Here is a 23,975-nt window from a genome sequence, read left to right on the forward strand (position 1 = left end):
CTAGTCCGCCGCCCCGTGCTCGGTCAACCACACCGCCCGGCGGCGGGGGGAGGCCTGGGCGAGCCAGGCGTCCTGCACCACCTCGGCCAGTTCCTGTCGGCTGATCTCGCCGAGCCGGCTCGCCTGCACCAGCACCGAGCGGTGGCCGTCGAAGTGCGAGGTGGTGAAGAACGGCGTCCGCTCGTCCTGGACCAGCGCGAGCTTGTCCGTCTCGTCGGGCACCCAGAAGACGATCACGTCGGGCAGCTTGCGGCCCTCGGCGTCGACGGCGTCCGGCCGCGGGGTGCGGAAGAAGACGAAGGACTTCCCGCCCACCTGGTAGACGGCGTTGCCGCCCGACCCGTGGACGACGGTCACGTGCGGCATCGCCTGCGCGAGCTCGTGCACGTCCTCGACCCGCGCCGGCCGGTCAGCGGTCACGGCCGGCAGCGTAGGTGCGGGATCCGCGTTCGTGGAGCGGTCGCGCCGCGGAGCGGGTACCAAGGGCGGCATGTCCGACTTCGAGATCACCGCGCTGGTCCTGGCCGAGCACGAGATCTTCCGGCGGGACTTCGCCGCGCTCGACGACCTGCCCGCCGACGAGCTCGCCGCCGCCTGGGAGGCGCTGCACGCCAAGCTCGAGGTGCACGCCGTGGCCGAGGAGCAGCTGTTCTACCCGCTGCTGGCGCAAGAGGCCGACGGCGAGGAGGAGACGGCCGAGGGGGTGCACGACCACAACGAGATCCGGCACGCGGCGGCCGCGGTGGGGGAGCAGGAGGTCGGCAGCGAGGCCTGGTGGGAAGCGGTGCGGAACGCGCGGCAGGTCAACGCCGACCACATGGCCGAGGAGGAGACCGACTTCTTCCCGCCGTTCAAGGAGGCCGTCGACGACGAGCAGCGCGAGGCCCTCGGGATGCGCTGGCTGGCCTTCCACGACGAGCACGAGGAGGCCGAGGGGCTGTCCGGGGAGGACGCGGACGTGGCCGAGGTGGTCGCGATCGAGGTGCCCGAGGGCGACCCGACCGCGTAGGGCGCTGGTCAGCCGGGAGGTCGTCGCGCGTACCCGGGCGCGCCGCGCAGCCGCCGGCCGCGCGAGCCGAAGGACTCCTCGTTGACGCCCCGCCGCAGCCCGGGTCGGGTGGGCCGCTCGGCCAGGGACGGGAAGGGGCCGGGCTGGCAGTGCGGGCACCACCAGGTCTCGCGGGAGTAGGGCGTGCCCGTGACCGAGTCCCGGAAGGCCACCGGCGTCCCGCACCGGCGGCACGGCCGCTCGGCCCTGCCGTACACCCAGTGGGTCTGGCCCCGGCGGGTGTCGCCCGTGGTGACCTGACCCGGGTGGTCGAGCGAGTGCTGCATCATCCGGCGGGCCAGGCGGACGGTGGCCCGCAGGTCGACCTCGCGCACCGGCGTCCAGGGGGAGTAGCCGCGCAGGTAGCAGGTCTCGACGGCCCACAGGTTGCCGATGCCGGCGAGGTTCTTCTGGTCCAAGAGCGCCTCGACCAGCGGCCGCCCGGGATCGCGCAGCAGCCGCTCGACGGCCGCGTCCTCGTCCCACGACGGCCCGAGCAGGTCCGGCCCGAGGTGACCGACGACCGCGTCCTCGCGCGCGGTCTGGACGAGCTCGAGCACCGGCATGCGCAGCGCGTACGCCGTCGGGCCGTCGGTGTGCAGGACCAGCCGGATCTCGTCGTCGAAGGTGCGCGGCAGCCGCTTGCCGGGACCGACCACCTGCCAGGCGCCGTCCATCTGGAAGTGGGTGTGCAGCGTCAGCCCGCCGCTGAAGCGGGTGAGCATGTGCTTGCCGTAGGAGTCGAACGCAGTGATCGTGCGGCCGGCGAGGTCGGCCGTGGCGAGCTGCGGGACGCGGAAGTCGCTGCGCACGACGGTGCGGCCGACCAGGTGCCCGCGCATCCGGCGCGCGGCCTTCCAGACGCTGTCTCCCTCGGGCACGTTCCCATGGTGCCCGCCGGCTGACGGTCCCGCCGTCGCGACGAGAACGGCATCTCCTCGGAACGACGTGCTCGGACGCCCCGTCGGACCCTGAGTCGAGGGGCGTGACCCCGATGTGCGGTCGGAGAGGCCGTGACCTCAGCGCGCCCGAACGGGAGTGAAGCGGACCGGCATCGTGCGCGGCCCGAAGATGAACGCGGAGTCCTGCCACGTCGGCGGTCCCGCCGGCTCGATGTCGGGCAGCCGGGTGAGGATCTCGCGCAGCATCGCGGTGATCTCGACTCGGGCGATGTGCATGCCCAGGCAGGTGTGGCGGCCCACCCCGTATGCGATGTGCGGATTGGGGCTGCGGTCGACCCGGAACGCGTCCGGCTCGTCGAACACCGTCTCGTCGCGGTTGGCCGAGCCGTAGTAGACGACGACCTTGTCACCGGCGGAGATCTGCCGGCCGCCGAGCACGGTGTCCCGCGTCGCCGTGCGACGCATGTAGATGACCGGGCTGACGAAGCGCAACATCTCGTGCATCGCCGGCCCGAGCAGGCCATCGAGGTCGGCCTGCAGCCGCCGCCGCTCTCCCGGGTGGTCGAACAGCGCCTGCACCCCGCCCGCGACCAGGTTGCGGGTGGTGTCGCCACCCGCGTCGACGAGGAGCAGGAAGAACAGGCCGAAGTCCATCTCGTCCAGCCGCCGGCCGTCGACCTCGGCGTGCAGCAGCCGGCTGGCGAGGTCCTGGCCGGGCTTCGCGCGCTTCTCCGCCGCCACCTGCGAGGCGTAGCCGAACATCTCCAGCACTGCCTTCGTGCCGGCACCCTCCGGCACCTTCACGGGGTCGGCGTGGATGGTCTCGGTGAGGTGGTAGAGGCGGCGGCCGTCCTCGAGCGGGATGCCGAGCAGCTCCGCGATGACGTACGACGGCAGCTCGCCGGCGACGTCCGCGACCAGGTCGCACTCGCCCCGGCCGGCCACCCGGTCCACGATCGTGGCGGCCAGCTCGCCGATACGGCCGCTGAGGGCCTGTGCCGCCCTCGGCGTGAACTCCTCGTGCACCAGCCGCCGGTAGCTGGTGTGCAGCGGCGGGTCGCACGAGATCATCATCTGGTGATCGCCGGATCCCAGCGCCCCGCCGGCGTCGGCGATCATGATCGAGGGCTCGGATGAAAAGGTCTCGTGGTCCTTCTCGACCGCGATGACGTCGGCGCGCCGCGTCACGACCCAGAAGTCCGGCCCGCGCGGGTCGGCGTGGCGGTGGACCGGGTCGTGCCGGCGCAGCCAGCGGAACTGCTCGTGCGGCTGGCTGCCGGCGAAGGCCGTCGTGTCGAGCAGGTCGATGCGCGGCGCAGTCGTGGTCATGCCGGAAGCTAGCAGGGGAAGCAGCGCCCACGCCCTGCTGAGCTGCGCGGACACGCATCCACCCATGGCGAGGATGTGGAGCGGGTGACCGGGATCGAACCGGCATGGCCAGCTTGGAAGGCTGGGGCTCTACCATTGAGCTACACCCGCGAGGTGCCCGGACAGCCTAACGGCCGGAGCGCTCGCGGCCGCGCCGCCCCGGGCCGGACGCCGCTACGGTGCTCGACGTGACGCAGACCACGTGGATGGACGCCACCGCACAGGCCGAGCTGGTGCGCTCCGGCGAGGCGAGCCCGGCCGAGCTCGTCGACGCCGCGATCGAGCGCATCGAGCGGGTGAACCCGCAACTGGACGCGGTGATCCGCGACCGCTTCGACGACGCCCGCAAGGAGGCCGGGGGCGAGCTCCCCGACGGCCCGTTCCGCGGCGTCCCGATGCTGCTCAAGGACCTCGGTTGCCACGTCGCGGGCGAGGCCACGAACTACGGCACCTCGTTCCTGCGCGACGCCGACGTCCGCTGGCCCACCGACAGCTACGTCGCGCAGCAGTTCCGCGCCGCCGGATTCGTCTTCCTCGGCCGCACCAACGTGCCCGAGTTCGGCACCACCATCACGACCGAGCCGGCGGCCCACCGCCCCACGCGCAACCCGTGGAACCCGGGGCACTCCGCCGGTGGCTCCAGCGGCGGCTCGGCGGCGGCCGTCGCCGCCGGGATGGTCCCGGTCGCCCACGCCAGCGACGGCGGGGGATCGATCCGCATCCCGGCGTCCGAGTGCGCGCTGGTCGGTCTGAAGCCCACCCGCGCGCGCGTGAGCCACGGCCCGGAGGTGGGGGAGAGCTGGGCCGGCGCCACCACCGACGGCGTGGTCACCCGCACGGTGCGCGACGCCGCCGCCGTCCTCGACCTGATCAGCGGCGCCATGCCCGGTGACCCCTACGTCGCCCCGCCGCTGCCCCGAGCCCTCGCGGACGAGGTCGGTGCCCCGGTCGGCCGGTTGCGCGTCGGGATCCTCGACACCGAGCCGGGGGAGCCGTCGCCGGACTGCCGCGCCGCCGTGGACCGCGCCGGGCGGCTCCTCGAGCAGCTCGGCTGCGCCGTCGAGCCCACCACCCCCGACGTCATGTTCGACGAGCGGTTCATGCGCGGCTTCGGCGCCACCATCGCCGCCGACATCGCCCTGGCCCTGGCCGCCCACGAGCGCCTCCTGGGCCGCCCGGTGCGCGACGAGGAGCTGGAACGCCGCAACGCGACCTACCGGGCGATGGGCCGGCAGATGTCGTCCGCCGACTACCTGGCCGCGCGCGCCGAGCTGGCGACCTGGGCGCGGCAGATGGCCGCCTTCTGGACGCCGACGGAGCAGGGCGGCCGCGGCTTCGACCTGCTGGTCACCCCGACGGTGGGCGCACCCCCGCCGGAGCTCGGCTGGTTCGCCGCAGCCGGCCCGGAGCAGGAGGGGCGACGCGTGGGGGCCTTCATGCCCTACACCGCCCAGTTCAACGTCACCGGCCAGCCGGCGGTCAGCCTGCCGCTGCACTGGACCGCCGACGGGCTGCCGGTCGGGGTGCAGATCGTCGCGGCCTTCGGGCGGGAGGACGTGCTCGTCCGGGTCGCCGCAGCGCTCGAGGACGCGGCGCCGTGGGCGGACCGCCGTCCGCCGGTCTCCGCCTGAGACGTCGCCCGGCCGTCCACGACCGGCCGGGGCCCTAGACTCGGCCCGGCCACGGGGTGTGGCGCAGCTTGGTAGCGCACCTGCTTTGGGAGCAGGGGGCCGCAGGTTCAAATCCTGTCACCCCGACCAGGTCTTGCAGCAGGCTCACATCCTGTCACCCCGACCAGGTCGTGCAGCAGGCTCACATCCTGTCACCCCGACCAGGTCGTGCAGCAGGCTCACGTCCTGTCACCCCGACCAGCCGCCGGCCGCATCCCGGCCCGGCGTGCGCTCGCCCGTCGCCCGTAGACTCGTGGGTCGACGCGGCGCTGTCGAGCACCGAGCGCCCCACCCACTGTCTTTATCGAGGAGCACTGCCGCTGTGAAGAGCACCATCGAGGAACTCGGCCCCACGCGGGTCCGGATGGCGATCGAGGTGGCTTGGGGGGACCTGGACCACGCCTTCGGTGAGGTCTACAAGGAGCTGGGCAAGCAGGTCCGCGTCCCCGGCTTCCGCCCCGGCAAGGTCCCCAACCGCGTGCTCGACCAGCGCATCGGCCGGCCCGTCGTCCTGGAGCAGGTCGTCCAGCACGCCATCCCGGAGGTCTACTCCGAGGTCGTCCGCGAGAACCAGGTCCGCGTGCTCGGCCAGCCCGACATCGAGGTGACCAAGCTCGAGGACAACGAGACCCTCGAGTTCACCGCCGAGGTCGACGTCGCCCCGCAGCTCGAGCTGCCCCCGCTCGAGGACCTGTCCGTGACCGTCGACGACGTCGAGGTCACCGACGAGGAGATCGACCAGCAGATCACCGTCATGCGCGAGCGCTTCGGCATGCTGCAGTCGGTCGAGCGGGCCGCCCAGGACGGCGACTTCGTCTCCATCGACCTCGAGGCCAAGCTCGGTGACGAGGTGCTCGAGGACGGCTCCACCACCGGCATGTCCTACGAGGTCGGCTCCGGCAACCTCATGGAGGGCCTCGACGACGCCGTCCGCGGGCTGTCCGCCGAGGAGTCCAAGACCTTCCAGACCGCGCTGCTCTCCGGCCCCAACGCCGGCGAGACCGCCGACGTCACCGTCACCGTCCGCTCGGTGAAGGAGAAGGAGCTCCCCGAGCTCGACGACGAGTTCGCCTCCACCGCCAGCGAGTTCGACACCCTCGACGAGCTGCGCGAGGACGTCCGCACCCGCCTGGCCCGCACCAAGGTGATCCAGCAGGGCGCGCAGGCCCGCGACAAGCTGGTCGAGCACCTGCTCGAGGCCGTCGAGGTGCCCATGCCCGACAACCTGGTCGAGCGCGAGATCGAGTGGCGCAACCGCGCCTTCGAGGGCGAGCTGCAGCAGGCCGGCATGGACTGGGACAGCTTCCTCAAGATGTCCGGTGTCGAGAGCCGCGAGGCCTACGACGCCGACCAGCGCAAGAACGTCGAGGAGGCCGTCCGGACGCAGTTCATCCTGGACGCGATCGCCGACGCCCGTGAGGTCACCGTCGACAACGACGACCTCTCCGCGCAGATCATGGCCCAGGCCCAGCGCAACCGGATGAGCCCGGAGCAGTACGCGCAGCAGCTGCAGCAGGGCAACAACATCGCCGAGTTCGTCGCCGACGTGCGCCGGACGAAGACGCTGGCCCAGCTGCTCGAGCAGACGACGATCACCGACGCGTCGGGCACCGTCGTCGACCTCGAGGCGCTCCGCCCGAAGACGGTCCAGGCCCCGGCCGAGGACGCCGCTGACGAGGACGCCGCCGACGCCGAGTTCGCCGCCGAGGCCACCGCCGTCGAGGCGGCCGAGGGCGCCGTCGAGGACACCGAGGTCGTCGACAAGGCCTGATCGCCCCCGCAGCACCGCACGCGACGCCGCTCCACCCGATGCCGGGTGGGGCGGCGTCCGTCGTTCCGGGACGTCCTGGCCGGTCCGGCCGCTGCGCCGACGGCGAACACCACCCGTCGCGGGACTGCACCGTCGGAGGTGCGCGTTAGGGTCGACAGGACTCAGGCGAATCGCCGGGGAGCACCGCTCTCCGGAGGGCCGTCGAAGCCCGCACCATCGCCCCGCACCACGACTCACCAGTCCACCGAGACCGACTGCTCGACAGTCCTACGGAGGTCACCGCACCCGTGAGCACTACCCACCCGAACCTCGCGAGCGCCCCCATGATGCGCGGCGCCGGCGGCATGATGAACCTCGGAGACTCCGTCTACGAGCGCCTGCTGCGCGAGCGCATCATCTTCCTCGGCACGCAGGTGGACGACGTCATCGCCAACCAGCTCGCGGCGCAGATGCTGCTGCTGTCGGCGGAGGACCCGAAGACCGACATCCACTTGTACATCAACTCGCCCGGCGGCTCGGTCAGCGCCGGCATGGCGATCTACGACACGATGCAGTTCATCGACTGCGACGTCGCCACCTACGGCATGGGCCTGGCCGCCTCGATGGGCCAGTTCCTGCTCACCGCCGGCACCAAGGGCAAGCGCTACGCCCTGCCGCACGCGCGGATCATGATGCACCAGCCCTCGGCGGGCGTCGGCGGCACCGCGGCCGACATCGCCATCCAGGCCGACCTCTTCCGCCGGACGAAGAAGGAGCTCAACGAGCTGCAGTCCTTCCACACCGGCCAGAGCGTCGAGCAGATCGAGAAGGACTCCGACCGCGACCGGTGGTTCACCGCGCAGGAGGCCCTCGAGTACGGCTTCGTCGACCACGTCGTCAGCCGCGCGACCATGACCGACAGCGCCAACCCGGTCACCGACAACTGAGTCCGGAGGGACTGACATGAGCTTCCAGATGCCCTCCAGCCGGTACATCCTGCCCTCCTTCGTGGAGCGCACGAGCTACGGCATGAAGGAGTCCAACCCCTACAACAAGCTCTTCGAGGAGCGCATCATCTTCCTCGGGGTGCAGATCGACGACGCCTCGGCCAACGACGTCATGGCCCAGCTGATCACGCTGGAGTCCACCGACCCGGACCGCGACATCACGATCTACATCAACTCGCCCGGTGGCTCGTTCACCTCGCTCATGGCGATCTACGACACGATGATGTTCGTCCGTCCCGACATCCAGACCGTGTGCATGGGCCAGGCCGCCTCGGCCGCCGCCGTCCTGCTCGCGGCCGGGACGCCGGGGAAGCGTCTGGCCCTGCCCTACTCCCGCGTGCTGATCCACCAGCCGTCGGGCGAGGCGGGCGGTCAGGTCTCCGACCTCGAGATCCACGCCGCGGAGATCCAGCGGGTGCGGTCGCAGATGGAGGAGATCCTGGCGCGGCACACCGGCCGGACGGCCGAGCAGGTCCGCACCGACATCGACCGCGACAAGATCCTCACCGCCGAGGAGGCCAAGGAGTACGGGATCGTCGACCAGGTGATCCAGAGCCGGAAGCTCAACGCCCTCCCCTCGGTCTGATCCCCGACGGCGCGAGCCGGGGCCGCGCGTGTCGCGTCCCCGGCTCGTACCGTCGAAGGGTCCAACGGTTCGGGAGGCGCTCCCGGGCCGGAACTGGGCCGAGAGGCGAGCGGTACGGAAGTGGGAAGCGCCGGAACCGAACCGGGTGAGTCATTGCCCGGCGGCGTCGGTGGCGGCAGGTACGTTCGGCGGACGCCCGACCCCGGTCGACAGCACCGGGACGAGAGCCCCGCGGAGCGGGGACTGCAGCGGCTGAAGAGCAGCAACGACGACGACGCAGGCACCTGGTTCCAGGGCTGCGAATCCGAGGTGGAGGTCAGCAGGTGGCACGAATCGGTGAGAGCGGTGACCTGCTCAAGTGCTCCTTCTGCGGGAAGAGCCAGAAGCAGGTCAAGAAGCTCATCGCTGGCCCCGGGGTCTACATCTGCGACGAGTGCATCGACCTCTGCAACGAGATCATCGAGGAAGAGCTCTCGGAGTCCTCGGACCTCAAGTTCGACGAGCTGCCGAAGCCGAAGGAGATCCACGACTTCCTCGAGCAGTACGTCATCGGCCAGGACAAGGCCAAGCGGACGCTGTCGGTGGCCGTCTACAACCACTACAAGCGGATCCAGGCCGGCGGTGACCGCCGCGACGAGGGCGTGGAGCTGGCCAAGTCGAACATCCTGCTGATGGGCCCGACCGGGTGCGGCAAGACCCACCTGGCGCAGACCCTCGCGCGGATGCTCAACGTCCCCTTCGCGATCGCCGACGCCACGGCGCTCACCGAGGCCGGCTACGTCGGCGAGGACGTCGAGAACATCCTGCTCAAGCTGATCCAGGCCGCGGACTACGACGTGAAGCGGGCCGAGACCGGGATCATCTACATCGACGAGGTCGACAAGATCGCCCGCAAGAGCGAGAACCCGTCGATCACCCGCGACGTCTCCGGTGAGGAGCGTGCAGCAGGCGCTGCTGAAGATCCTCGAGGGGACGACGGCGTCGGTGCCCCCGCAGGGTGGCCGCAAGCACCCGCACCAGGAGTTCATCCAGATCGACACGACGAACGTGCTGTTCATCGTGGGTGGCGCGTTCGCCGGCCTGGAGAAGGTCATCGAGCAGCGCACCAGCAAGCAGGGGATCGGCTTCGGCGCCGAGGTCCGCGGCAAGGCCGAGATCGCCGAGGCCAACGCCTTCGCCGAGGTCATGCCCGAGGACCTGCTGAAGTTCGGCATGATCCCCGAGTTCATCGGCCGGCTCCCGGTGATCACCAGCGTGCAGAAGCTGGACCGCGAGGCGCTGATCAACATCCTCACCGAGCCGAAGAACGCCCTGGTGCGCCAGTACCGGAAGCTCTTCGAGCTCGACGGCGTGGAGCTGGAGTTCACCGACGACGCGCTCGAGGCCATCGCCGACCAGGCGATCCTCCGCGGCACCGGCGCCCGCGGGCTCCGCGCGATCATGGAGGAGGTGCTCCAGTCGGTGATGTACGACGTCCCCAGCCGGGACGACGTCGCCTCCGTGGTGATCACCAAGGAGGTCGTGCTGGAGCACGTCAACCCGACCATCGTGCCGCGCAAGCCCACCCGCGAGCGCCGCGAGAAGTCCGCCTGACCTGAGCGACCGTTGAACGGCCCGCCCCCACCGGGGGCGGGCCGTTCGCGTGTCCCGAGAAGTGCGTCGCCGACGGTGTGCGCTTATCGGCAGTTCCGGGCGATCGAGCTGCCGACCCGCGCACACCGTCGCCGGCCGCCGTCCACAGATCCGGCTGACCGACCCCGACCGCGCCCGACGCCCGGCAGCCTGGCGCCATGACGCGGGACGTGGCAGCGGTCGTGGGTGAGGCCGGGTGGGCGACCGCCGCGGAGCTGCAGCGGCGGATCAGCGCCCGCGCCGTCGGCGCCTGGGTCGCCGCGGGGAAGCTGGTCCTGCTGCGTCCCGGCGTCTACGCGCTGCCGCAGGCCGCGGGGGAGTGGCGGGTCCGCCTGGCCGCCGCGCTGGCCCGCGGCGGCGTGGCCAGCCACGTCACGGCTCTGGCCCTGTGGGGGCTGGTCGAGCACCCGCCCGGCCCGGTCCACGTCACCGTCGACCTGACCCGCAGCGCCCGCGGGTCCCGCGGGGTGACCGTGCACCGCTCGGCCGGCGTGGACGCCGAGCGGCGCCGGGTCGGCAGTACCTCGGTCACCTCGGTGGAGCGGTCGCTCGTCGACACCTGGGGGCGGCCCGCGCCGCTGAGCCGCGCCGACGTGCGGGCCGCAGCCATCACCGCCGTCCGGCGCCGGGAGGCGTCGGTGAGCGAGCTGGCCGACGAGCTCGCCCGCCGCCCGCGCCTGCCGGGCCGCGCCGAGCTCGCGCGGGTGGTCGAGCTGCTCGCTGCCGGGTGCCAGAGCGAGCTGGAGATCTGGGGCTGCCTGCAGGTGCTGCGGGGCCCGGGAATGCCGCCGTTCGTGCAGCAGCGCCGCATCGTCGTCGCGGGGGAGGTGTTCGCGCTCGACGCGGCGTACGAGGAGGTCGCGCTCGCCGTCGAGATGGACGGCGCCGCCTGGCACGGGTCCCGCCGGCAGCGCGAGCGGGACATCCGGCGCGACGCGCTGCTGGCGACCGTCGGCTGGCAGACGCTGCGCTTCGGCTACCGCCGGCTCACGCTGCACCCCGAGGACTGCCGCCGCGACATCCGGGCCGCCCACGCCGCCCGCCGATCGCTCATCGTGGGCAACGGTGTGCGCTAGCCGGCAGCTCCCGGGCCCGGAGCTGCCGACCAGCGCACACCGTCGAGGCGCGTCAGGCCTCTGCGACCTCCGCGAGGACGACGGCCACCGTCAGCTCGCCGTCGCCGGGCTGCACCGACAGCGTGGCGATCCGGCCGGCGTCCACCAGGTCGGCGCGGCCGGCCTCGATGAGCGGCACCTGCGCGGCGGGGGCGGTGACGGTCGCCGTCTCGACGTCGGCGCGCATGGAGACCTTGGCGTCGGACTTGGCCTTGCGGACGCCGGCCAGGGCGGCGGCGGTCGCCGTCACCACGGCGGGGTCGCCGCCCGAGGGGAGCGCGGAGGCCACCGGCCACACGGCGCGGTGCACCGAGCCGGCCTGCCACCAGGACCAGACCTCCTCGGTCACGAACGGCAGCACCGGCGCGAACAGCCGCAGCTGGACCTCCAGCGCCACCGCCAGCGCCGCCTGCGCGGAGGTCGCCGCCGCCCCGGACCCGTAGGCGCGGGACTTCACCAGCTCCACGTAGTCGTCGCAGAACGACCAGAAGAACGTCTCGCTGACCTCGAGCGCGCGGGTGTAGTTGTAGGCCTCGAACGCCGCCGTCGCCTCGTCGACCACCCGGCCGAGCGCGGTGAGCATGCCCAGGTCGATCGGCTCGGTGACCTGGTCGACCGTCGAGGACGCCGAGGCGCCCAGGCCCAGCACGAACTTGCCGACGTTGAGGATCTTCATCGCCAGCCGGCGGCCGACCTTCATCTGCGTCTCGTCGAACGGCGAGTCCGCACCCGGGCGCGCACCGGCGGCGCGCCAGCGGACGGCGTCGGTGCCGTACCGCTCCAGGACGTCGATCGGCGTCGTCGCGTTGCCCTTCGACTTCGACATCTTCTTGCGGTCCGGGTCCACGACGAACCCGGAGATCGCCGCGTGCGACCACGGCACCGTGCCGAACTCGTAGTGCGAGCGCACCACGGTCGAGAACAGCCAGGTGCGGATGATGTCGTGCGCCTGCGGGCGGAGGTCCATCGGGAAGACCGCGGCGAACAGCTCCGGGTCGGTGTCCCAGCCCGAGGCCACCTGCGGCGAGAGCGACGACGTCGCCCAGGTGTCCATGACGTCGGGGTCGGCGATGAACCCGCCGGGGACGCCGCGCTGCGACTCGTCGAAGCCCGGCGGCACGTCGGAGGAGGGGTCCACCGGCAGGGACTCCGGCGCGGCCAGGATCGGCTCGTCGTGGATCGGCTCGCCCTCGGCGTCCAGCCGGTACCAGACCGGGAACGGGACGCCGAAGAACCGCTGGCGGCTGATCAGCCAGTCGCCGTTGAGGCCCTCGACCCAGTTCTCGTACCGGTGCCGCATGTGCTCGGGCACCCACTGGATCTCCCGGCCGCGGGCCACCAGCGCCTCGCGCAGGTCGGCGTCGCGGCCGCCGTTGCGGATGTACCACTGGCGCGTGGTGACGATCTCGAGCGGGCGGTCGCCCTTCTCGTAGAACTTCACCGGGTGGGTGATCGGCTTCGGGTCGCCCTTCAGGGCGCCGGACTCGCGCAGCAGCTCGACGATCCGCTGCTGGGCGCTGAACGACGTCTTGCCGGCGAGCTCCGCGTAGGGCCCGGCGGGCACGCCGGCCGGCGGCTCGGCCAGGAACCGGCCGTCCCAGCCGATGACCGCGCGCGTCGGCAGCTGCAGCTCGCGCCACCAGATGACGTCGGTCAGGTCGCCGAAGGTGCAGATCATCGCGATGCCCGAGCCCTTGTCCTTCTCGGCCAGGCGGTGGGCGACGACGGGCACCTCGACGTCGAAGATCGGCGTCCGCACCGCCTTCCCGAACAGCGGCTGGTAGCGCTCGTCGTCGGGGTGCGCGACCAGGGCGACGCAGGCGGGCAGCAGCTCGGGGCGGGTGGTCTCGATGTGCACCGGGCCGGACGGGCCGGCGAACGCCACGCGGTGGTAGGCGCCCGGCCGCTCGCGGTCCTCCAGCTCGGCCTGGGCGACGGCGGTGCGGAAGCTGACGTCCCAGAGGGTCGGGGCCTCCTGGGCGTAGGCCTCACCGCGGGCCAGGTTCTGCAGGAACATCTTCTGCGCGGTGGCGCGGGAGGCCTCGGAGATCGTCCGGTAGACGTTCGTCCAGTCCACCGACAGCCCGACCCGGCGCCACAGCTTCTCGAACTCGGCCTCGTCGGCCTCGGTCAGCTGCATGCACAGCTCGACGAAGTTGCGGCGCGAGACCGGCACCTGGTCCTTGCCCGCCTTGGCCGGGGGCTCGAACGACGGGTCGTAGGGGAGCGCGGGGTCGCAGCGCACCCCGTAGTAGTTCTGGACGCGCCGCTCGGTCGGCAGGCCGTTGTCGTCCCAGCCCATCGGGTAGTAGACGTGCCGGCCGCGCATCCGCTGGTAGCGGGCGACGAAGTCGGTGTGCGTGTAGCTGAAGACGTGGCCCACGTGCAGCGAGCCGGACGCGGTCGGCGGCGGGGTGTCGATCGAGTAGATCTGCTCGCGCGGCGCCTGCAGGGCGGCGTCCCGGTCGAAGGCGTAGGTGTCATCCGCCGCCCAGCGCTCGACCCACTTCTCCTCGAGCCCGTCGATCGTGGGCTTCTCGGGTACGCCGACGGTGGCTCCCGGAGCCGTCGGGTCCGGGCGGGAGATGTCGGCAGCCATGCCCAGCATCCTAGGAAGCCGGGGACGACGTCGTTCGCTGCCGTCCTGGGGGAACACCGCGCCCCCGCCGTCCGTGGAGGATGCGTGGACACCCTGCGGCTGCTGCTGAACGTGATCTGGCTGGTGCTGCAGGGCTGGATCCTGGCGCTGGCCTACCTGCTGGCGGGCGTGATCGCCTGCATCTTCATCGTGACCATCCCGTTCGGCATCGCGTCGTTCCGGCTGGCCGGCTTCGTCCTGTGGCCGTTCGGGCGCACCACCGTCCGGGCTCCCGGTGCCGGGGTGGCCTCGGCCGTCGGCAACCTGCTCTGGTTCCTCCTGGCGGGCTGGTGGCTGGCGCTCGTCCACGTCGTCGCGGGCATCGGCTTCTGCTTGACGGTCATCGGCATCCCGTTCGGCGTCGCGTCGTTCAAGCTGGCCGCCGTCGGGCTGTTCCCCCTCGTGAAGCGGGTCGTCGAGGCCGCGCCCCCGCGCGACTGGATGCACGCCGGCAGCGGCGTCGTCCAGGGCGCTGCGCGGTAGGCAGCGGGCGTCCCGGCACGGGCTGGCATCCTGAGCAGGATGAGCAACGGCAGCACCGGTGACCTGGCCCGGGTGGAACGCGAGCTGCTGGCGCGCTGGCCGGAGAGCCGGCTCGAGCCCTCGCTGACCCGCATCAACGCGCTGGTCGACCTCCTGGGCAACCCGCACCGCGCGATGCCGGTCATCCAGGTGGCCGGCACCAACGGCAAGACGACGACGGCGCGCATGGTCGACGAGCTGCTGCGCGGCTTCGGCCTGCGCGTGGGCCGGTTCACCAGCCCGCACCTGGAGTCGATGCGGGAGCGGATCGTCCTGGACGGCGAGCCGGTGAGCCCCGAACGGTTCGTCGAGACCTACGCCGACATCGCGCCGTACGTGCAGATGGTCGACGCCGCCGGCGAGCACCCGATGAGCTTCTTCGAGGTGATGGTCGGGATGGCGTACGCGCTGTTCGCCGACGCGCCGGTCGACGTCGCCGTCATCGAGGTCGGCATGGGCGGCACGTGGGACGCCACGAACGTCGCCGACGCGCGGGTCGCCGTCGTCACGCCGGTGGCGATGGACCACGCCGAGTACCTCGGGCCCGACGTCGCCACGATCGCGGGGGAGAAGGCCGGGATCATCAAGGCCGACTCCATCGCGGTGCTCGCCCACCAGCAGCCGGGCGCGCTGGACTCCCTCGTGCGTCGCGCGGTCGAGGTGGAGGCCGTGGTGGCCCGCGAGGGCACCGAGTTCGGCGTGCTGGAGCGGCGGGTCGCGATCGGCGGGCAGCAGGTGCGCCTGCAGGGGCTCGGTGGCGAGTACGACGAGGTCTACCTGCCGCTGTTCGGCGCGCACCAGGCGCAGAACGCGGCGACGGCGCTGGCCGCGGTCGAGGCGTTCCTCGGCGCGGGCGCCGCGACCGGGCCGATCGAGCAGGAGACGGTCCGGGCCGCGTTCGCCGCCGTCCGCTCGCCGGGCCGGCTGGAGCGGGTGCGCACCAGCCCGAGCGTGCTCATCGACGCCGCGCACAACCCCGCCGGCATGACCGCGACGGTCGAGGCGATCCGCGAGTCCTTCGACTTCACCCGCCTGGTCGGGGTGGTCGGCGCCGTCCGCGGCAAGGACGTGACCGGGATGCTGGCCGCGCTCGAGGAGGTGTGCGCCGAGCTGGTGGTCACCCAGAACAGCTCCGAGCGCGCGCTGCCCGCCGACGAGCTCGGTGCGCTGGCCGTCGACGTCTTCGGTGCCGACCGGGTCAGCGTCTCGCCGCGCCTGCCCGAGGCGATCGACGAGGCGATCGAGCTGGCCGAGGCCGGGGAGGACCACGCGCTCGGCGGCTCCGGGGTGCTGGTGACCGGCAGCGTGATCACCGCGGGGGAGGCCCGGGCGCTGTTCTCGGGGCGCCGTCCGTGACCGCGCCCGACCCGGTCCGCGCCGGTCGCGCCCTGGGCGGGGCCGCCGCGGCGATCCTGGTGCTCGAGGGCATCGCCGTGCTGTTCGTGCCCCGCGGCATCGCGCAGACCGAGGAGGGCCTCGGCGCCGTCCGGCTGACGCTCCTGCTGGTCCTCGCGCTGCTGCTGATCCTCGCCAGCGGCGTGCAGCGGCGGGAGCGGGGGCTGGTCATCGGCACCGCCCTGCAGGTGCCGCTGCTGGCGACCGGCCTGATGAACAGCGCCATGTGGTTCGTCGCCGGCGCGTTCGTGCTCATCTGGCTCTACCTGCTGCAGGTGCGCAAGCAGCTCATCGGCTCGGCGTTCGGCCCCGTCCAGCTGCCCGGCCCGGCCGACGGCGGCACCGCCCCCACCACCGACTGAGACCGGACCGGCGTGCCGCACCTGTTCGACGAGTTCGCCCTCAAGGGCGTCACGCTGCGCAACCGCATCGGGATGAGCCCGATGACGATGTACCGGTCGACCGACGGGCGCCTGGACGACTTCCACCTCATGTACCTGGGGGCGCGGGCGGCCGGCGGGTTCGGGCTGGTCTTCCCGGAGCAGATCGCGATCAGTCCGGAGGGGCGCACCAGCCTCTCCTGCGCCGGTCTCTACGACGACGCGCAGATCGAGGGGCACGCGCGGGTCACCGCCATGCTGCGGAGCATGGGGGCCGTGCCCGGCATCCAGCTGGGGCACACCGGCCGCAGCGGCAGCGAGGAGCCGCCGTGGGCGGGCTGGGGGCAGATCGCCCCGGACGCGCCCGGGGGCTGGCAGGTCGTCGGCCCGTCGGCCATCCCGTACGGCGCTCCGCGCCGGCCGTACCCGGTGCACGCGCTCACGGTCGAGGAGATCCGGGCGCTGCACCGGCGGTACGCCGAGGCGGCGGTGCGGGCGGCCGCGGCCGGGTACGAGTGGCTGGAGCTGCACTTCGCCCACGGCTACCTGGGCTCCAGCTTCTTCTCGCCGTTGGCCAACCAGCGCGAGGACGAGTACGGCGGCAGCCCGGAGAACCGCGCCCGGTTCCTGCTCGAGGCGCTGGACGCCGTCCGCGCGGTCTGGCCCGAGCACCTGCCCCTGACCGTGCGGCTCGGCGCCGACGACTTCAACCCGGAGGGCACCCGGTTCGAGGACGCGGTCGTGGCGCTGCGCTGGATGGCCGAGCGCGGCCTGGACCTCGCCGAGCTGAGCTTCGGCGGCAACACCGACGCGATGACCGACCCGCTGTGGAGCCAGCCCGCGGCCTGGGTGGAGCGGGCCGGGCGGATCAAGCGGGAGCTCGGCATCCCGGTCGCGGCCAGCTGGAACCTGGGCGTGCCCCAGGACGCCGACGCCGCGGTGCGGTCCGGCGACGTCGACGTCGTCCTGCTCGGCCGCCCGGCGCTGGCCAATCCGCACTGGCCGGTGTGGGCGGCCCGCGAGCTGGGCCACCCGGACCCCTTCGGCCTGGTCCCCGAGGACTGGGCCTGGTGGCTGCGGAACTTCCGCGGGCACGAGCCGAGCATCGGCTGGCCGGCGGCCGGCGCCGGTGCGTGACCGCGGGGTGCGGCCCGGGCCGTAGGCTCCGGTCCCGTGACCGAACGCACTCTTGTCCTCGTCAAGCCCGACGGCGTCGCCCGTGGCCTCGTCGGCGAGGTGATCACCCGCCTGGAGCGCAAGGGCCTGCGCCTGGTCGCTGCCGAGCTGCGCACGCTGACCGCCGACGTCGCCGAGACGCACTACGCCGAGCACCGCGAGCGGCCGTTCTTCGGCTCGCTGGTCGAGTTCATCACCAGCGGCCCGCTGATGGCGCTGGTCGTCGAGGGCCCGCGGGCCATCGAGGCGTTCCGCGCGCTGGCCGGCGCCACCGACCCGGTCAAGGCCGGCCCGGGCACCATCCGCGGCGACTTCGCCCTCGAGGTGCAGAACAACATCGTGCACGGCTCGGACTCCCCGGAGTCCGCCGCCCGCGAGATCGGGCTGTTCTTCCCGACCCTGGGCTGACGCGCTGGGATCAGGGACCCTGATCATCGAGCGTCCTCCCTCACCTCCCACGGTGAGGGAGGACGCTGGACGATCAGGGAACCTGATCGTGGCCGGGGAGGTGGTCGCGGCGGCGGCTACCCTGGACAGGTCATGACTGCTGACCTCCGCACGACCACGGGCGAGTCGCTGTACCCGCGGCTCGAGCCCCTGCTGGCCCAGATCCAGAAGCCCATCCAGTACGTGGGCGGTGAGCTCAACGCCCAGGTGAAGCACTGGGACGCCGCCCGCGTCCACTGGGCGCTGATGTATCCCGACGCCTACGAGGTCGGGCTGCCCAACCAGGGCCTGATGATCCTGTACGAGGTCCTCAACGAGCGCTCCGACGCCCTGGCCGAGCGCACCTACGCCGTCTGGCCCGACCTCGCCGCCCTGATGCGCGAGCACGGCGTCCCGCAGTTCACCGTCGACGGGCACCGCGCCGTCGCCGACTTCGACCTCCTCGGCGTCAGCTTCGCCACCGAGCTCGGCTACACCAACCTGCTCGAGGCGCTCGACCTCGCCGGCGTCCCGCTGCACGCGGTCGACCGCGACGAGAGCCACCCGGTCGTCGTCGCCGGTGGTCACGCTGCCTTCAACCCCGAGCCGGTCGCCGACTTCGTCGACTGCGCCGTCCTGGGCGACGGCGAGCAGGCCGTCGGCGACATCACCGACGTGGTGGGGGCGTGGAAGGAGCAGGGCCGCCCCGGCGGGCGCGAGGAGCTGCTCGCCCGGCTGGCCCGCGTCGACGGCGTCTACGTGCCGCGCTTCTACGCCATGACCTACGCCGCCGACGGCGCGATCGCGGCCGTCACGCAGACCCGCGACGACGTGCCGGAGAAGGTCGGCAAGCGCACCGTCATGGACCTCGACGAGTGGCCCTACCCGAAGCAGCCGCTGGTGCCGCTCGCCGAGAGCGTCCACGAGCGGATGAGCGTCGAGATCTTCCGCGGCTGCACCCGTGGCTGCCGCTTCTGCCAGGCCGGGATGATCACCCGCCCGGTCCGCGAGCGCACGATCACCGGCATCGGCTCGATGGTCGACCAGGGCCTCAAGGCCACCGGCTACGAGGAGGTCGGGCTGCTGAGCCTGAGCAGCGCCGACCACTCCGAGATCGGGCAGCTGGCCAAGGAGCTCGCCGACCGGTACGAGGGCACCAACACCGGCCTGAGCCTGCCGAGCACCCGCGTGGACGCCTTCAACGTCACGCTGGCCAACGAGCTCTCGCGCAACGGCCGCCGCAGCGGCCTGACCTTCGCCCCCGAGGGGGGCAGCGAGCGGATCCGCCGGGTCATCAACAAGACGGTGTCCAAGGAGGACCTCGTCCGCACGGTGACGACGGCGTACGCCAACGGCTGGACGCAGGTGAAGCTCTACTTCATGTGCGGTCTGCCCACCGAGACCGACGAGGACGTCCTGGAGATCGCCGACCTCGCGGTCGAGGTCATCCGCGCCGGCCGCGAGGCCAGTGGCCGCAAGGACATCCGCTGCACCGTCTCGATCGGTGGCTTCGTGCCCAAGCCGCACACCCCGTTCCAGTGGGCCGGCCAGGCCAGCGCCGAGACGATCGACCACCGCCTGCGCGTGCTCCGGGCCAAGATCAACGAGGACCGCAAGATCGGCCGCTCGATCGGCCTGCGCTACCACGACGGCAAGCCCGGCGTGATCGAGGGACTGCTCTCCCGCGGTGACCGCCGCGTCGGCCGGGTCATCGAGCGGGTGTGGCGCGAGGGCGGCCGGTTCGACGGCTGGAGCGAGCACTTCTCCTACGACCGCTGGGTGGCCGCCGCCACCGAGGAGCTGGCGCCCTTCGGCGTCGACCTCGACTGGTACACCACGCGCGAGCGCACCGAGCACGAGATCCTGCCCTGGGACCACCTGGACTCCGGGCTGGACAAGGAGTGGCTCTGGGAGGACTGGCAGGCCGCCATCTCCGAGGACGAGGTCGCCGACTGCCGCTGGACCCCCTGCTACGACTGCGGCGTCTGCCCGACCAACGGCACGGAGATCCAGATCGGCCCCACCGGCCGCAGCCTGCTCCCGCTCACGGTCGTCTGATGGCCCGCCAGCCCGACGGCCCTCCGCCGCCGCCCACGGTGCAGAAGCTGCGCATCCGGTACGCCAAGCGCGGCCGGTTGCGGTTCGCCTCGCACCGCGACCTCGCTCGCGCCCTGGAGCGGGCGCTGCGCCGGGCGCGGGTGCCGATGGCGTTCTCCGCCGGCTTCAGCCCGCACCCGAAGATCTCCTACCTCGGCGCCGCGCCGACCGGCGCGGCCAGCGAGGCCGAGTACGTGGAGATCGGGCTGTCGGTCCGGTGCGACCCGGAGGCCGTGCGCGCCGCCCTCGACGCCGCCCTGCCCGAGGACGTCGCCGTCCTCGACTGCGTGGAGGCCCAGGAGGGGACCGGCTCGCTGGCCGACCGGATCGACACCTCGGTGTGGCGGGTGGAGCTACCCGGGCTGGACCCCGACGAGCTCACCCGCGCCGTCGAGGCGTTCCTGGCCGCCGACGTCGTCACCGTCGCGAAGCGGACGAAGAACGGGCTCAAGGACATCGATGCCCGCCCGTCCGTGACCAGCGCGTCGGCCTCGGCCGGGGTCGGTTGTGCCATACTGCACATGGTCGTCCGGCAGGGAACGCCCGCCGTTCGACCGGACGACGTGTTGGCCGCCCTGGCTGCCGTCGCCGACCTGCGCCCGCCGTTGCCCCCCCGGGCCGTGCGTGAGGCGCAGGGCCGGCTCGACGACACCGGGACCGTGGCCGATCCGCTCGAGCCCGACCGCACCGCGGGAGCCCCCGACCAGGAGGCGCACGCGACGGTCTGACCGGCGGAGGCCCACGGGGCCGGCGCACCGTCGCCGCGACACGGCTGCCAGACGTGCCGCACCACTGAGACCACCGCACCACCGCACCCAGCCCCACCGGGTGCGTGCACCGCCCAGGCAGTTCGGCTCCCCGCCGCGGCAACCGTCGCGCGAGAGCCGCCCACAGACTTCGCAGGACGAGCCGGCCGCCGTACCCCGTGCGACGCCTCGCCCCGCCCGATCCCGTGCCCCTGCGCGGCCGCCGGTCACCCGATCGGCGCCCGGGAGCACATGAGGAGACGAGCCCTCGTGGCCGATACCGACAGCACCAGCAGCTCCGACGAGACCGCGACAGGTCCCGCGCCCGACGAGGTCACCGAGGTGCCCGCGGTGTCCGAGGACTCCTCGGTCCCCGAGGACGCCGCGGACGCCGCGGACGCCGCGGACGCCGCGGACGCCGCGGACGCCGCGGACGCCGCGGACGCCGCGGACGCCGCGGACGCCGCGGACGAGGCGGAGACCTCCGCGGACGAGGCCGGGGCAGACGCCCCGGCCGAGCCCGGGACCCCCGCCGCGGAGCCCCCGGCCGAGCCCGAGCCGGATCACGAGCCGGTCGGCTCCCGCTTCGGCGCGCAGTTCAGCTCGCCCGAGCCGACCGCCGTCGTCGCCCGGCCCCGCCGCCGGGCCACCCGGCCGGCCGCGGCGCCCGACCCCGACGCGGTCGAGCCGGTGACGCCTGCGACCCCCGTCGCCCCGGTCCCGGCGTTCGTGAGCTTCATGGCCCCGGTCGAGGCGCCGCCGGCCCCGCGCCGCCGCAGCCGCCGTCCGGCCGAGTCCCCGGAGGTGGGAGCCCGCCGAGGCCGAGGCCCCGGAGGTGGTCGAGGAGGAGGCCGAGCCGACCCGCACCGGCCGGCAGCGCTCGCGCCGCCGTCCGGCCGCCGAGCAGCCCGCCGAGGACGTCGAGCCCACCGAGGACGACGACACCGACGACGAGACCGGCGCCGAGGACGACGGCGACTCCGCCGACGGCACCGGCAGCCGCCGGCGTCGCCGTGGCCGCCGCGGCCGCGGTCGTGGCCGCACCGGCGAGGGCGAGAGCGACGACGAGGCCGGCGAGCAGGCGCCCGCCGCCGACGCCGAGAGCGACGAGGACGCCGCCGACGAGCAGGACGACGAGGGCGACTCCGACTCCGACTCCGAATCCGACGAGGCCTCGGGCGGTTCGAGCACCCGCCGTCGCCGGCGCCGCCGCCGTCGCACCGGTGGTGGGGGCGGCGAGGACGCCTCCGACGACACCGACGACGACGACCGCCCGGAGCGGGCCGGCCGCAACGGCCGCACCACGAGCGACGACGACGTCCGCGGGGTCGCCGGGTCCACCCGCCTGGAGGCCAAGCGCCAGCGCCGCCGGGACGGCCGCGACACCGGCCGCCGCCGCGCGCCCATCCTGACCGAGAGCGAGTTCCTCGCCCGGCGCGAGGCGGTCGACCGCACGATGGTCATCCGCCAGCGCGGCGAGCGCACCCAGATCGCCGTCCTCGAGGACGACGTGCTGGTCGAGCACTACGTGACCCAGGCGCAGGCGACGTCCTTCGCCGGCAACGTGTACCTCGGCCGCGTGCAGAACGTGCTGCCCAGCATGGAGGCGGCCTTCGTCGACATCGGCAAGGGCCGCAACGCCGTCCTGTACGCAGGCGAGGTCAACTGGGACGCCGCGGGCCTGTCGGGCAAGCAGCGCTCGATCGAGACCGCGATGAAGTCCGGCGACAAGGTGCTGGTGCAGGTCACCAAGGACCCGATCGGCCACAAGGGCGCCCGGCTCACCCAGCAGATCAACCTGCCCGGCCGCTTCCTGGTCTACGTGCCCGGCGGCTCGATGACCGGGATCAGCCGCAAGCTGCCCGACACCGAGCGCCAGCGGCTCAAGGACATCCTCAAGCGGATCGTCCCCGAGGACGCCGGCGTCATCATCCGGACCGCCGCCGAGGGGGCCTCCGAGGAGGAGCTCACCCGCGACGTCAACCGGCTCAAGGCGCAGTGGGAGGTCATCTCCCAGAAGGCCGAGTCGACCTCGAACGCGCCGACGCTGCTCTACGGCGAGCCCGACCTCGCGATCCGCGTGATCCGTGACGTCTTCAACGAGGACTTCAAGAGCCTGGTCGTCCAGGGCGACGACGCCTGGGACACCGTCGAGGCCTACGTCGGCCACGTCTCGCCGGAGCTCAGCTCGCGGCTGTCGCGCTACACCGGCCAGGGCGACGTCTTCCACGACCTGCGCATCGACGAGCAGCTGGCCAAGGCGCTGGACCGCAAGGTGTGGCTGCCCAGCGGCGGCTCGCTGGTGATCGACCGCACCGAGGCGATGACCGTCGTCGACGTCAACACCGGCAAGTTCGTCGGCTCGGGCGGCAACCTCGAGCAGACCGTGACGCGCAACAACATGGAGGCCGCGGAGGAGATCGTCCGCCAGCTCCGGCTGCGCGACATCGGCGGCATCATCGTCATCGACTTCATCGACATGGTCCTGGAGAGCAACCGCGACCTCGTGCTGCGGCGGCTCACCGAGTGCCTCGGCCGCGACCGCACCAAGCACCAGGTCGCCGAGGTGACCTCGCTGGGCCTGGTCCAGATGACCCGCAAGCGGGTCGGGCAGGGCCTGCTCGAGGTGTTCTCCGAGACCTGCGAGCACTGCCGTGGCCGCGGGATCACCGTCAGCACCGACCCGGTGGACGAGAAGCGCCGCGGCGGGGGGAACGGCGGCTCCGGCTCCGGGAACTCGGGCGGGGGCAACGCCGGCGGCAACCGCCGGGACCGCTCCGGCAAGGGCGGCGACAGCTCCAAGGACGACGGCCCGGCCAAGGACGACACCCCGGCCAAGGACGACGCCGCGACTGAGCAGGCTCCCGCCGAGAAGGCGGGCGACGGGCCGGCCGGTGACGGCGACGCCGAGCCGACCGAGGGCACCCGCAGCGGGCGGCGCAACCGCGGCCGCCGCAACCGGGGCCAGTCGGGGGAGGAGCGCGCCGCCGCGGACGCCGCCGTGCTGGCCGGCACCCACGGCGACGACGCGGACGCCCCCACGGACGCACCCGAGGGCGCCGCTGGCCAGGACGAGGTCCCGGCCGTCGCCGTCGAGGACGTCGCCCCGGTGAACGCCGACTCCGACGCACACCCGGCCACGCCGCCGCGCGGGTCCGACGACGTCGTCGTCGTGCCGCCGCTCGCGGTCGCCGAGCCCCGGGCCGCCGAGCCCGAGGCAGCCGAGACGGAGCCCGAGGCAGCCGAGACGGAGACCGCGGCGCCCGAGGTCGCGGCGCCCGAGGTCACGGTGCCGGAGGTCGTCGCCCTGGAGGCGGCCGCGCCCGAGATCGTGCCCGCTCCCGAGAGCACCCCTGCCGCCGAGAGCGCACCCGCGCCCGAGGTGGCACCGACCGGGCGCCCGCGCCGCCGCCGGGCGGCCAGCCGCCCGGCCGGACCGCCGGTCGGCTGATCCCGGGCTCCTCCACCCGCACCCGCACCCGCGCGACGCGGGCGGAGGAGCCGCCGAGGTCACGTC

19 protein-coding genes, 2 tRNA genes and 1 pseudogene are annotated in these 23,975 nt (G+C 73.1%); 16 read left to right on the plus strand and 6 right to left on the minus strand.

Annotated features, from left to right (window positions below; translation table 11 throughout):
- Nucleotides 1-420, minus strand: a complete 420-nt coding sequence (locus JKP75_RS05325) for an MmcQ/YjbR family DNA-binding protein (protein WP_309229534.1) — start codon at nucleotides 418-420, stop codon at nucleotides 1-3.
- Nucleotides 421-490: 70 nt separating this feature from the next.
- Between JKP75_RS05325 and JKP75_RS05330 the strand changes: the two genes are divergently transcribed.
- Entirely contained in the window at nucleotides 491-1,009 is a 519-nt protein-coding gene (locus JKP75_RS05330) for a hemerythrin domain-containing protein (RefSeq protein WP_200492246.1), read from the plus strand.
- An 8-nt stretch (nucleotides 1,010-1,017) separates the two neighbouring features.
- Here the strand turns inward: JKP75_RS05330 and JKP75_RS05335 are convergent, their stop codons facing one another.
- From JKP75_RS05335 to JKP75_RS05345, 3 genes are all read right to left on the minus strand, one after another.
- Entirely contained in the window at nucleotides 1,018-1,929 is a 912-nt protein-coding gene (locus JKP75_RS05335; protein WP_200492245.1) for an Fpg/Nei family DNA glycosylase, read from the minus strand.
- Between the two features lie 138 nt (nucleotides 1,930-2,067).
- The gene (locus JKP75_RS05340; RefSeq protein WP_200492244.1) at nucleotides 2,068-3,279 is read right to left on the minus strand and encodes a cytochrome P450; all 1,212 of its coding nucleotides are present in this window, start codon (nucleotides 3,277-3,279) and stop codon (nucleotides 2,068-2,070) included.
- 76 nt (nucleotides 3,280-3,355) lie between these two features.
- A tRNA-Gly gene (locus JKP75_RS05345) sits at nucleotides 3,356-3,429 on the minus strand.
- 77 nt (nucleotides 3,430-3,506) lie between these two features.
- On the opposite strand from JKP75_RS05345, the gene JKP75_RS05350 reads away from it, so the two are divergent.
- The 7 genes and pseudogenes from JKP75_RS05350 (at nucleotide 3,507) to JKP75_RS05380 (ending at nucleotide 11,039) form a co-directional block, all read left to right on the plus strand.
- Nucleotides 3,507-4,949, plus strand: coding sequence for an amidase (locus tag JKP75_RS05350; RefSeq protein ID WP_200492243.1), 1,443 nt, complete (start codon nucleotides 3,507-3,509; stop codon nucleotides 4,947-4,949).
- Between the two features lie 52 nt (nucleotides 4,950-5,001).
- Nucleotides 5,002-5,078, plus strand: a tRNA-Pro gene (locus JKP75_RS05355).
- Between the two features lie 232 nt (nucleotides 5,079-5,310).
- A complete protein-coding gene (tig, locus tag JKP75_RS05360; RefSeq protein WP_200492242.1) occupies nucleotides 5,311-6,759 on the plus strand; it encodes a trigger factor in 1,449 nt (482 codons plus the stop codon).
- A 287-nt stretch (nucleotides 6,760-7,046) separates the two neighbouring features.
- Nucleotides 7,047-7,685: an ATP-dependent Clp protease proteolytic subunit gene (locus JKP75_RS05365; RefSeq protein WP_375335662.1), complete on the plus strand. Its 639-nt coding sequence runs from the start codon at nucleotides 7,047-7,049 to the stop codon at nucleotides 7,683-7,685.
- Nucleotides 7,686-7,701: 16 nt separating this feature from the next.
- Entirely contained in the window at nucleotides 7,702-8,331 is a 630-nt protein-coding gene (locus tag JKP75_RS05370) for an ATP-dependent Clp protease proteolytic subunit (RefSeq protein WP_200492241.1), read from the plus strand.
- A gap of 323 nt (nucleotides 8,332-8,654) precedes the next feature.
- Nucleotides 8,655-9,924, plus strand: a pseudogene (gene clpX, locus JKP75_RS05375) (ATP-dependent Clp protease ATP-binding subunit ClpX).
- Between the two features lie 197 nt (nucleotides 9,925-10,121).
- Nucleotides 10,122-11,039 (plus strand): DUF559 domain-containing protein, encoded by a 918-nt coding sequence (locus JKP75_RS05380; protein ID WP_200492239.1) that lies wholly within the window; start codon nucleotides 10,122-10,124, stop codon nucleotides 11,037-11,039.
- 52 nt (nucleotides 11,040-11,091) lie between these two features.
- Here the strand turns inward: JKP75_RS05380 and valS are convergent, their stop codons facing one another.
- A complete protein-coding gene (valS, locus tag JKP75_RS05385) occupies nucleotides 11,092-13,677 on the minus strand; it encodes a valine--tRNA ligase (RefSeq protein WP_200492238.1) in 2,586 nt (861 codons plus the stop codon).
- 84 nt (nucleotides 13,678-13,761) lie between these two features.
- On the opposite strand from valS, the gene JKP75_RS05390 reads away from it, so the two are divergent.
- From JKP75_RS05390 to JKP75_RS05420, 7 genes are all read left to right on the plus strand, one after another.
- Nucleotides 13,762-14,199: a YccF domain-containing protein gene (locus tag JKP75_RS05390; protein WP_200492237.1), complete on the plus strand. Its 438-nt coding sequence runs from the start codon at nucleotides 13,762-13,764 to the stop codon at nucleotides 14,197-14,199.
- A gap of 39 nt (nucleotides 14,200-14,238) precedes the next feature.
- Complete coding sequence (locus tag JKP75_RS05395) at nucleotides 14,239-15,594, plus strand: folylpolyglutamate synthase/dihydrofolate synthase family protein (protein ID WP_200492236.1); 1,356 nt, start codon at nucleotides 14,239-14,241, stop codon at nucleotides 15,592-15,594.
- Nucleotides 15,591-15,995 (plus strand): DUF4233 domain-containing protein, encoded by a 405-nt coding sequence (locus JKP75_RS05400; RefSeq protein ID WP_200492235.1) that lies wholly within the window; start codon nucleotides 15,591-15,593, stop codon nucleotides 15,993-15,995. Before JKP75_RS05395 ends, JKP75_RS05400 begins: the two co-directional genes overlap by 4 nt.
- Nucleotides 15,996-16,007: 12 nt before the next feature.
- On the plus strand, nucleotides 16,008-17,150 hold the full coding sequence (locus tag JKP75_RS05405) for an NADH:flavin oxidoreductase/NADH oxidase (protein WP_200492234.1): 1,143 nt from the start codon (nucleotides 16,008-16,010) through the stop codon (nucleotides 17,148-17,150).
- A 36-nt stretch (nucleotides 17,151-17,186) separates the two neighbouring features.
- Nucleotides 17,187-17,597, plus strand: a complete 411-nt coding sequence (gene ndk, locus JKP75_RS05410; RefSeq protein WP_200492233.1) for a nucleoside-diphosphate kinase — start codon at nucleotides 17,187-17,189, stop codon at nucleotides 17,595-17,597.
- A 132-nt stretch (nucleotides 17,598-17,729) separates the two neighbouring features.
- On the plus strand, nucleotides 17,730-19,673 hold the full coding sequence (locus JKP75_RS05415) for a TIGR03960 family B12-binding radical SAM protein (RefSeq protein ID WP_200492232.1): 1,944 nt from the start codon (nucleotides 17,730-17,732) through the stop codon (nucleotides 19,671-19,673).
- Nucleotides 19,673-20,440: a TIGR03936 family radical SAM-associated protein gene (locus JKP75_RS05420; protein WP_200492231.1), complete on the plus strand. Its 768-nt coding sequence runs from the start codon at nucleotides 19,673-19,675 to the stop codon at nucleotides 20,438-20,440. Before JKP75_RS05415 ends, JKP75_RS05420 begins: the two co-directional genes overlap by 1 nt.
- Before the next feature lie 581 nt (nucleotides 20,441-21,021).
- On the opposite strand, the gene JKP75_RS20595 is transcribed toward JKP75_RS05420, so the two are convergent.
- Nucleotides 21,022-21,198: a hypothetical protein gene (locus JKP75_RS20595; RefSeq protein ID WP_242472789.1), complete on the minus strand. Its 177-nt coding sequence runs from the start codon at nucleotides 21,196-21,198 to the stop codon at nucleotides 21,022-21,024.
- Between the two features lie 95 nt (nucleotides 21,199-21,293).
- Between JKP75_RS20595 and JKP75_RS20600 the strand changes: the two genes are divergently transcribed.
- Nucleotides 21,294-23,909 carry an Rne/Rng family ribonuclease gene (locus JKP75_RS20600; protein ID WP_309229536.1) on the plus strand — a complete coding sequence of 872 codons (2,616 nt, stop codon included), beginning with the start codon at nucleotides 21,294-21,296 and terminating at the stop codon, nucleotides 23,907-23,909.
- Nucleotides 23,910-23,975: the final 66 nt, after the last annotated feature.

The sequence above is a fragment of the Blastococcus sp. TML/M2B genome, assembly GCF_016612865.1.
GTDB lineage: Bacteria > Actinomycetota > Actinomycetes > Mycobacteriales > Geodermatophilaceae > Blastococcus.

What these genes read in the sequence shown, in the direction of transcription:
- JKP75_RS05395 (WP_200492236.1), top strand. Translation starts at nt 14,239, where the DNA reads ATGAGCAACGGCAGCACCGGTGACCTGGCCCGGGTGGAACGCGAGCTG.
- JKP75_RS05370 (WP_200492241.1), top strand. Translation starts at nt 7,702, where the DNA reads ATGAGCTTCCAGATGCCCTCCAGCCGGTACATCCTGCCCTCCTTCGTG.
- JKP75_RS05380 (WP_200492239.1), top strand. Translation starts at nt 10,122, where the DNA reads ATGACGCGGGACGTGGCAGCGGTCGTGGGTGAGGCCGGGTGGGCGACC.
- JKP75_RS05340 (WP_200492244.1), bottom strand. Translation starts at nt 3,279, where the DNA reads ATGACCACGACTGCGCCGCGCATCGACCTGCTCGACACGACGGCCTTC.
- JKP75_RS05330 (WP_200492246.1), top strand. Translation starts at nt 491, where the DNA reads ATGTCCGACTTCGAGATCACCGCGCTGGTCCTGGCCGAGCACGAGATC.
- JKP75_RS05420 (WP_200492231.1), top strand. Translation starts at nt 19,673, where the DNA reads ATGGCCCGCCAGCCCGACGGCCCTCCGCCGCCGCCCACGGTGCAGAAG.
- JKP75_RS20595 (WP_242472789.1), bottom strand. Translation starts at nt 21,198, where the DNA reads ATGAAGCTCACGAACGCCGGGACCGGGGCGACGGGGGTCGCAGGCGTC.
- valS (WP_200492238.1), bottom strand. Translation starts at nt 13,677, where the DNA reads ATGGCTGCCGACATCTCCCGCCCGGACCCGACGGCTCCGGGAGCCACC.
- JKP75_RS05415 (WP_200492232.1), top strand. Translation starts at nt 17,730, where the DNA reads ATGACTGCTGACCTCCGCACGACCACGGGCGAGTCGCTGTACCCGCGG.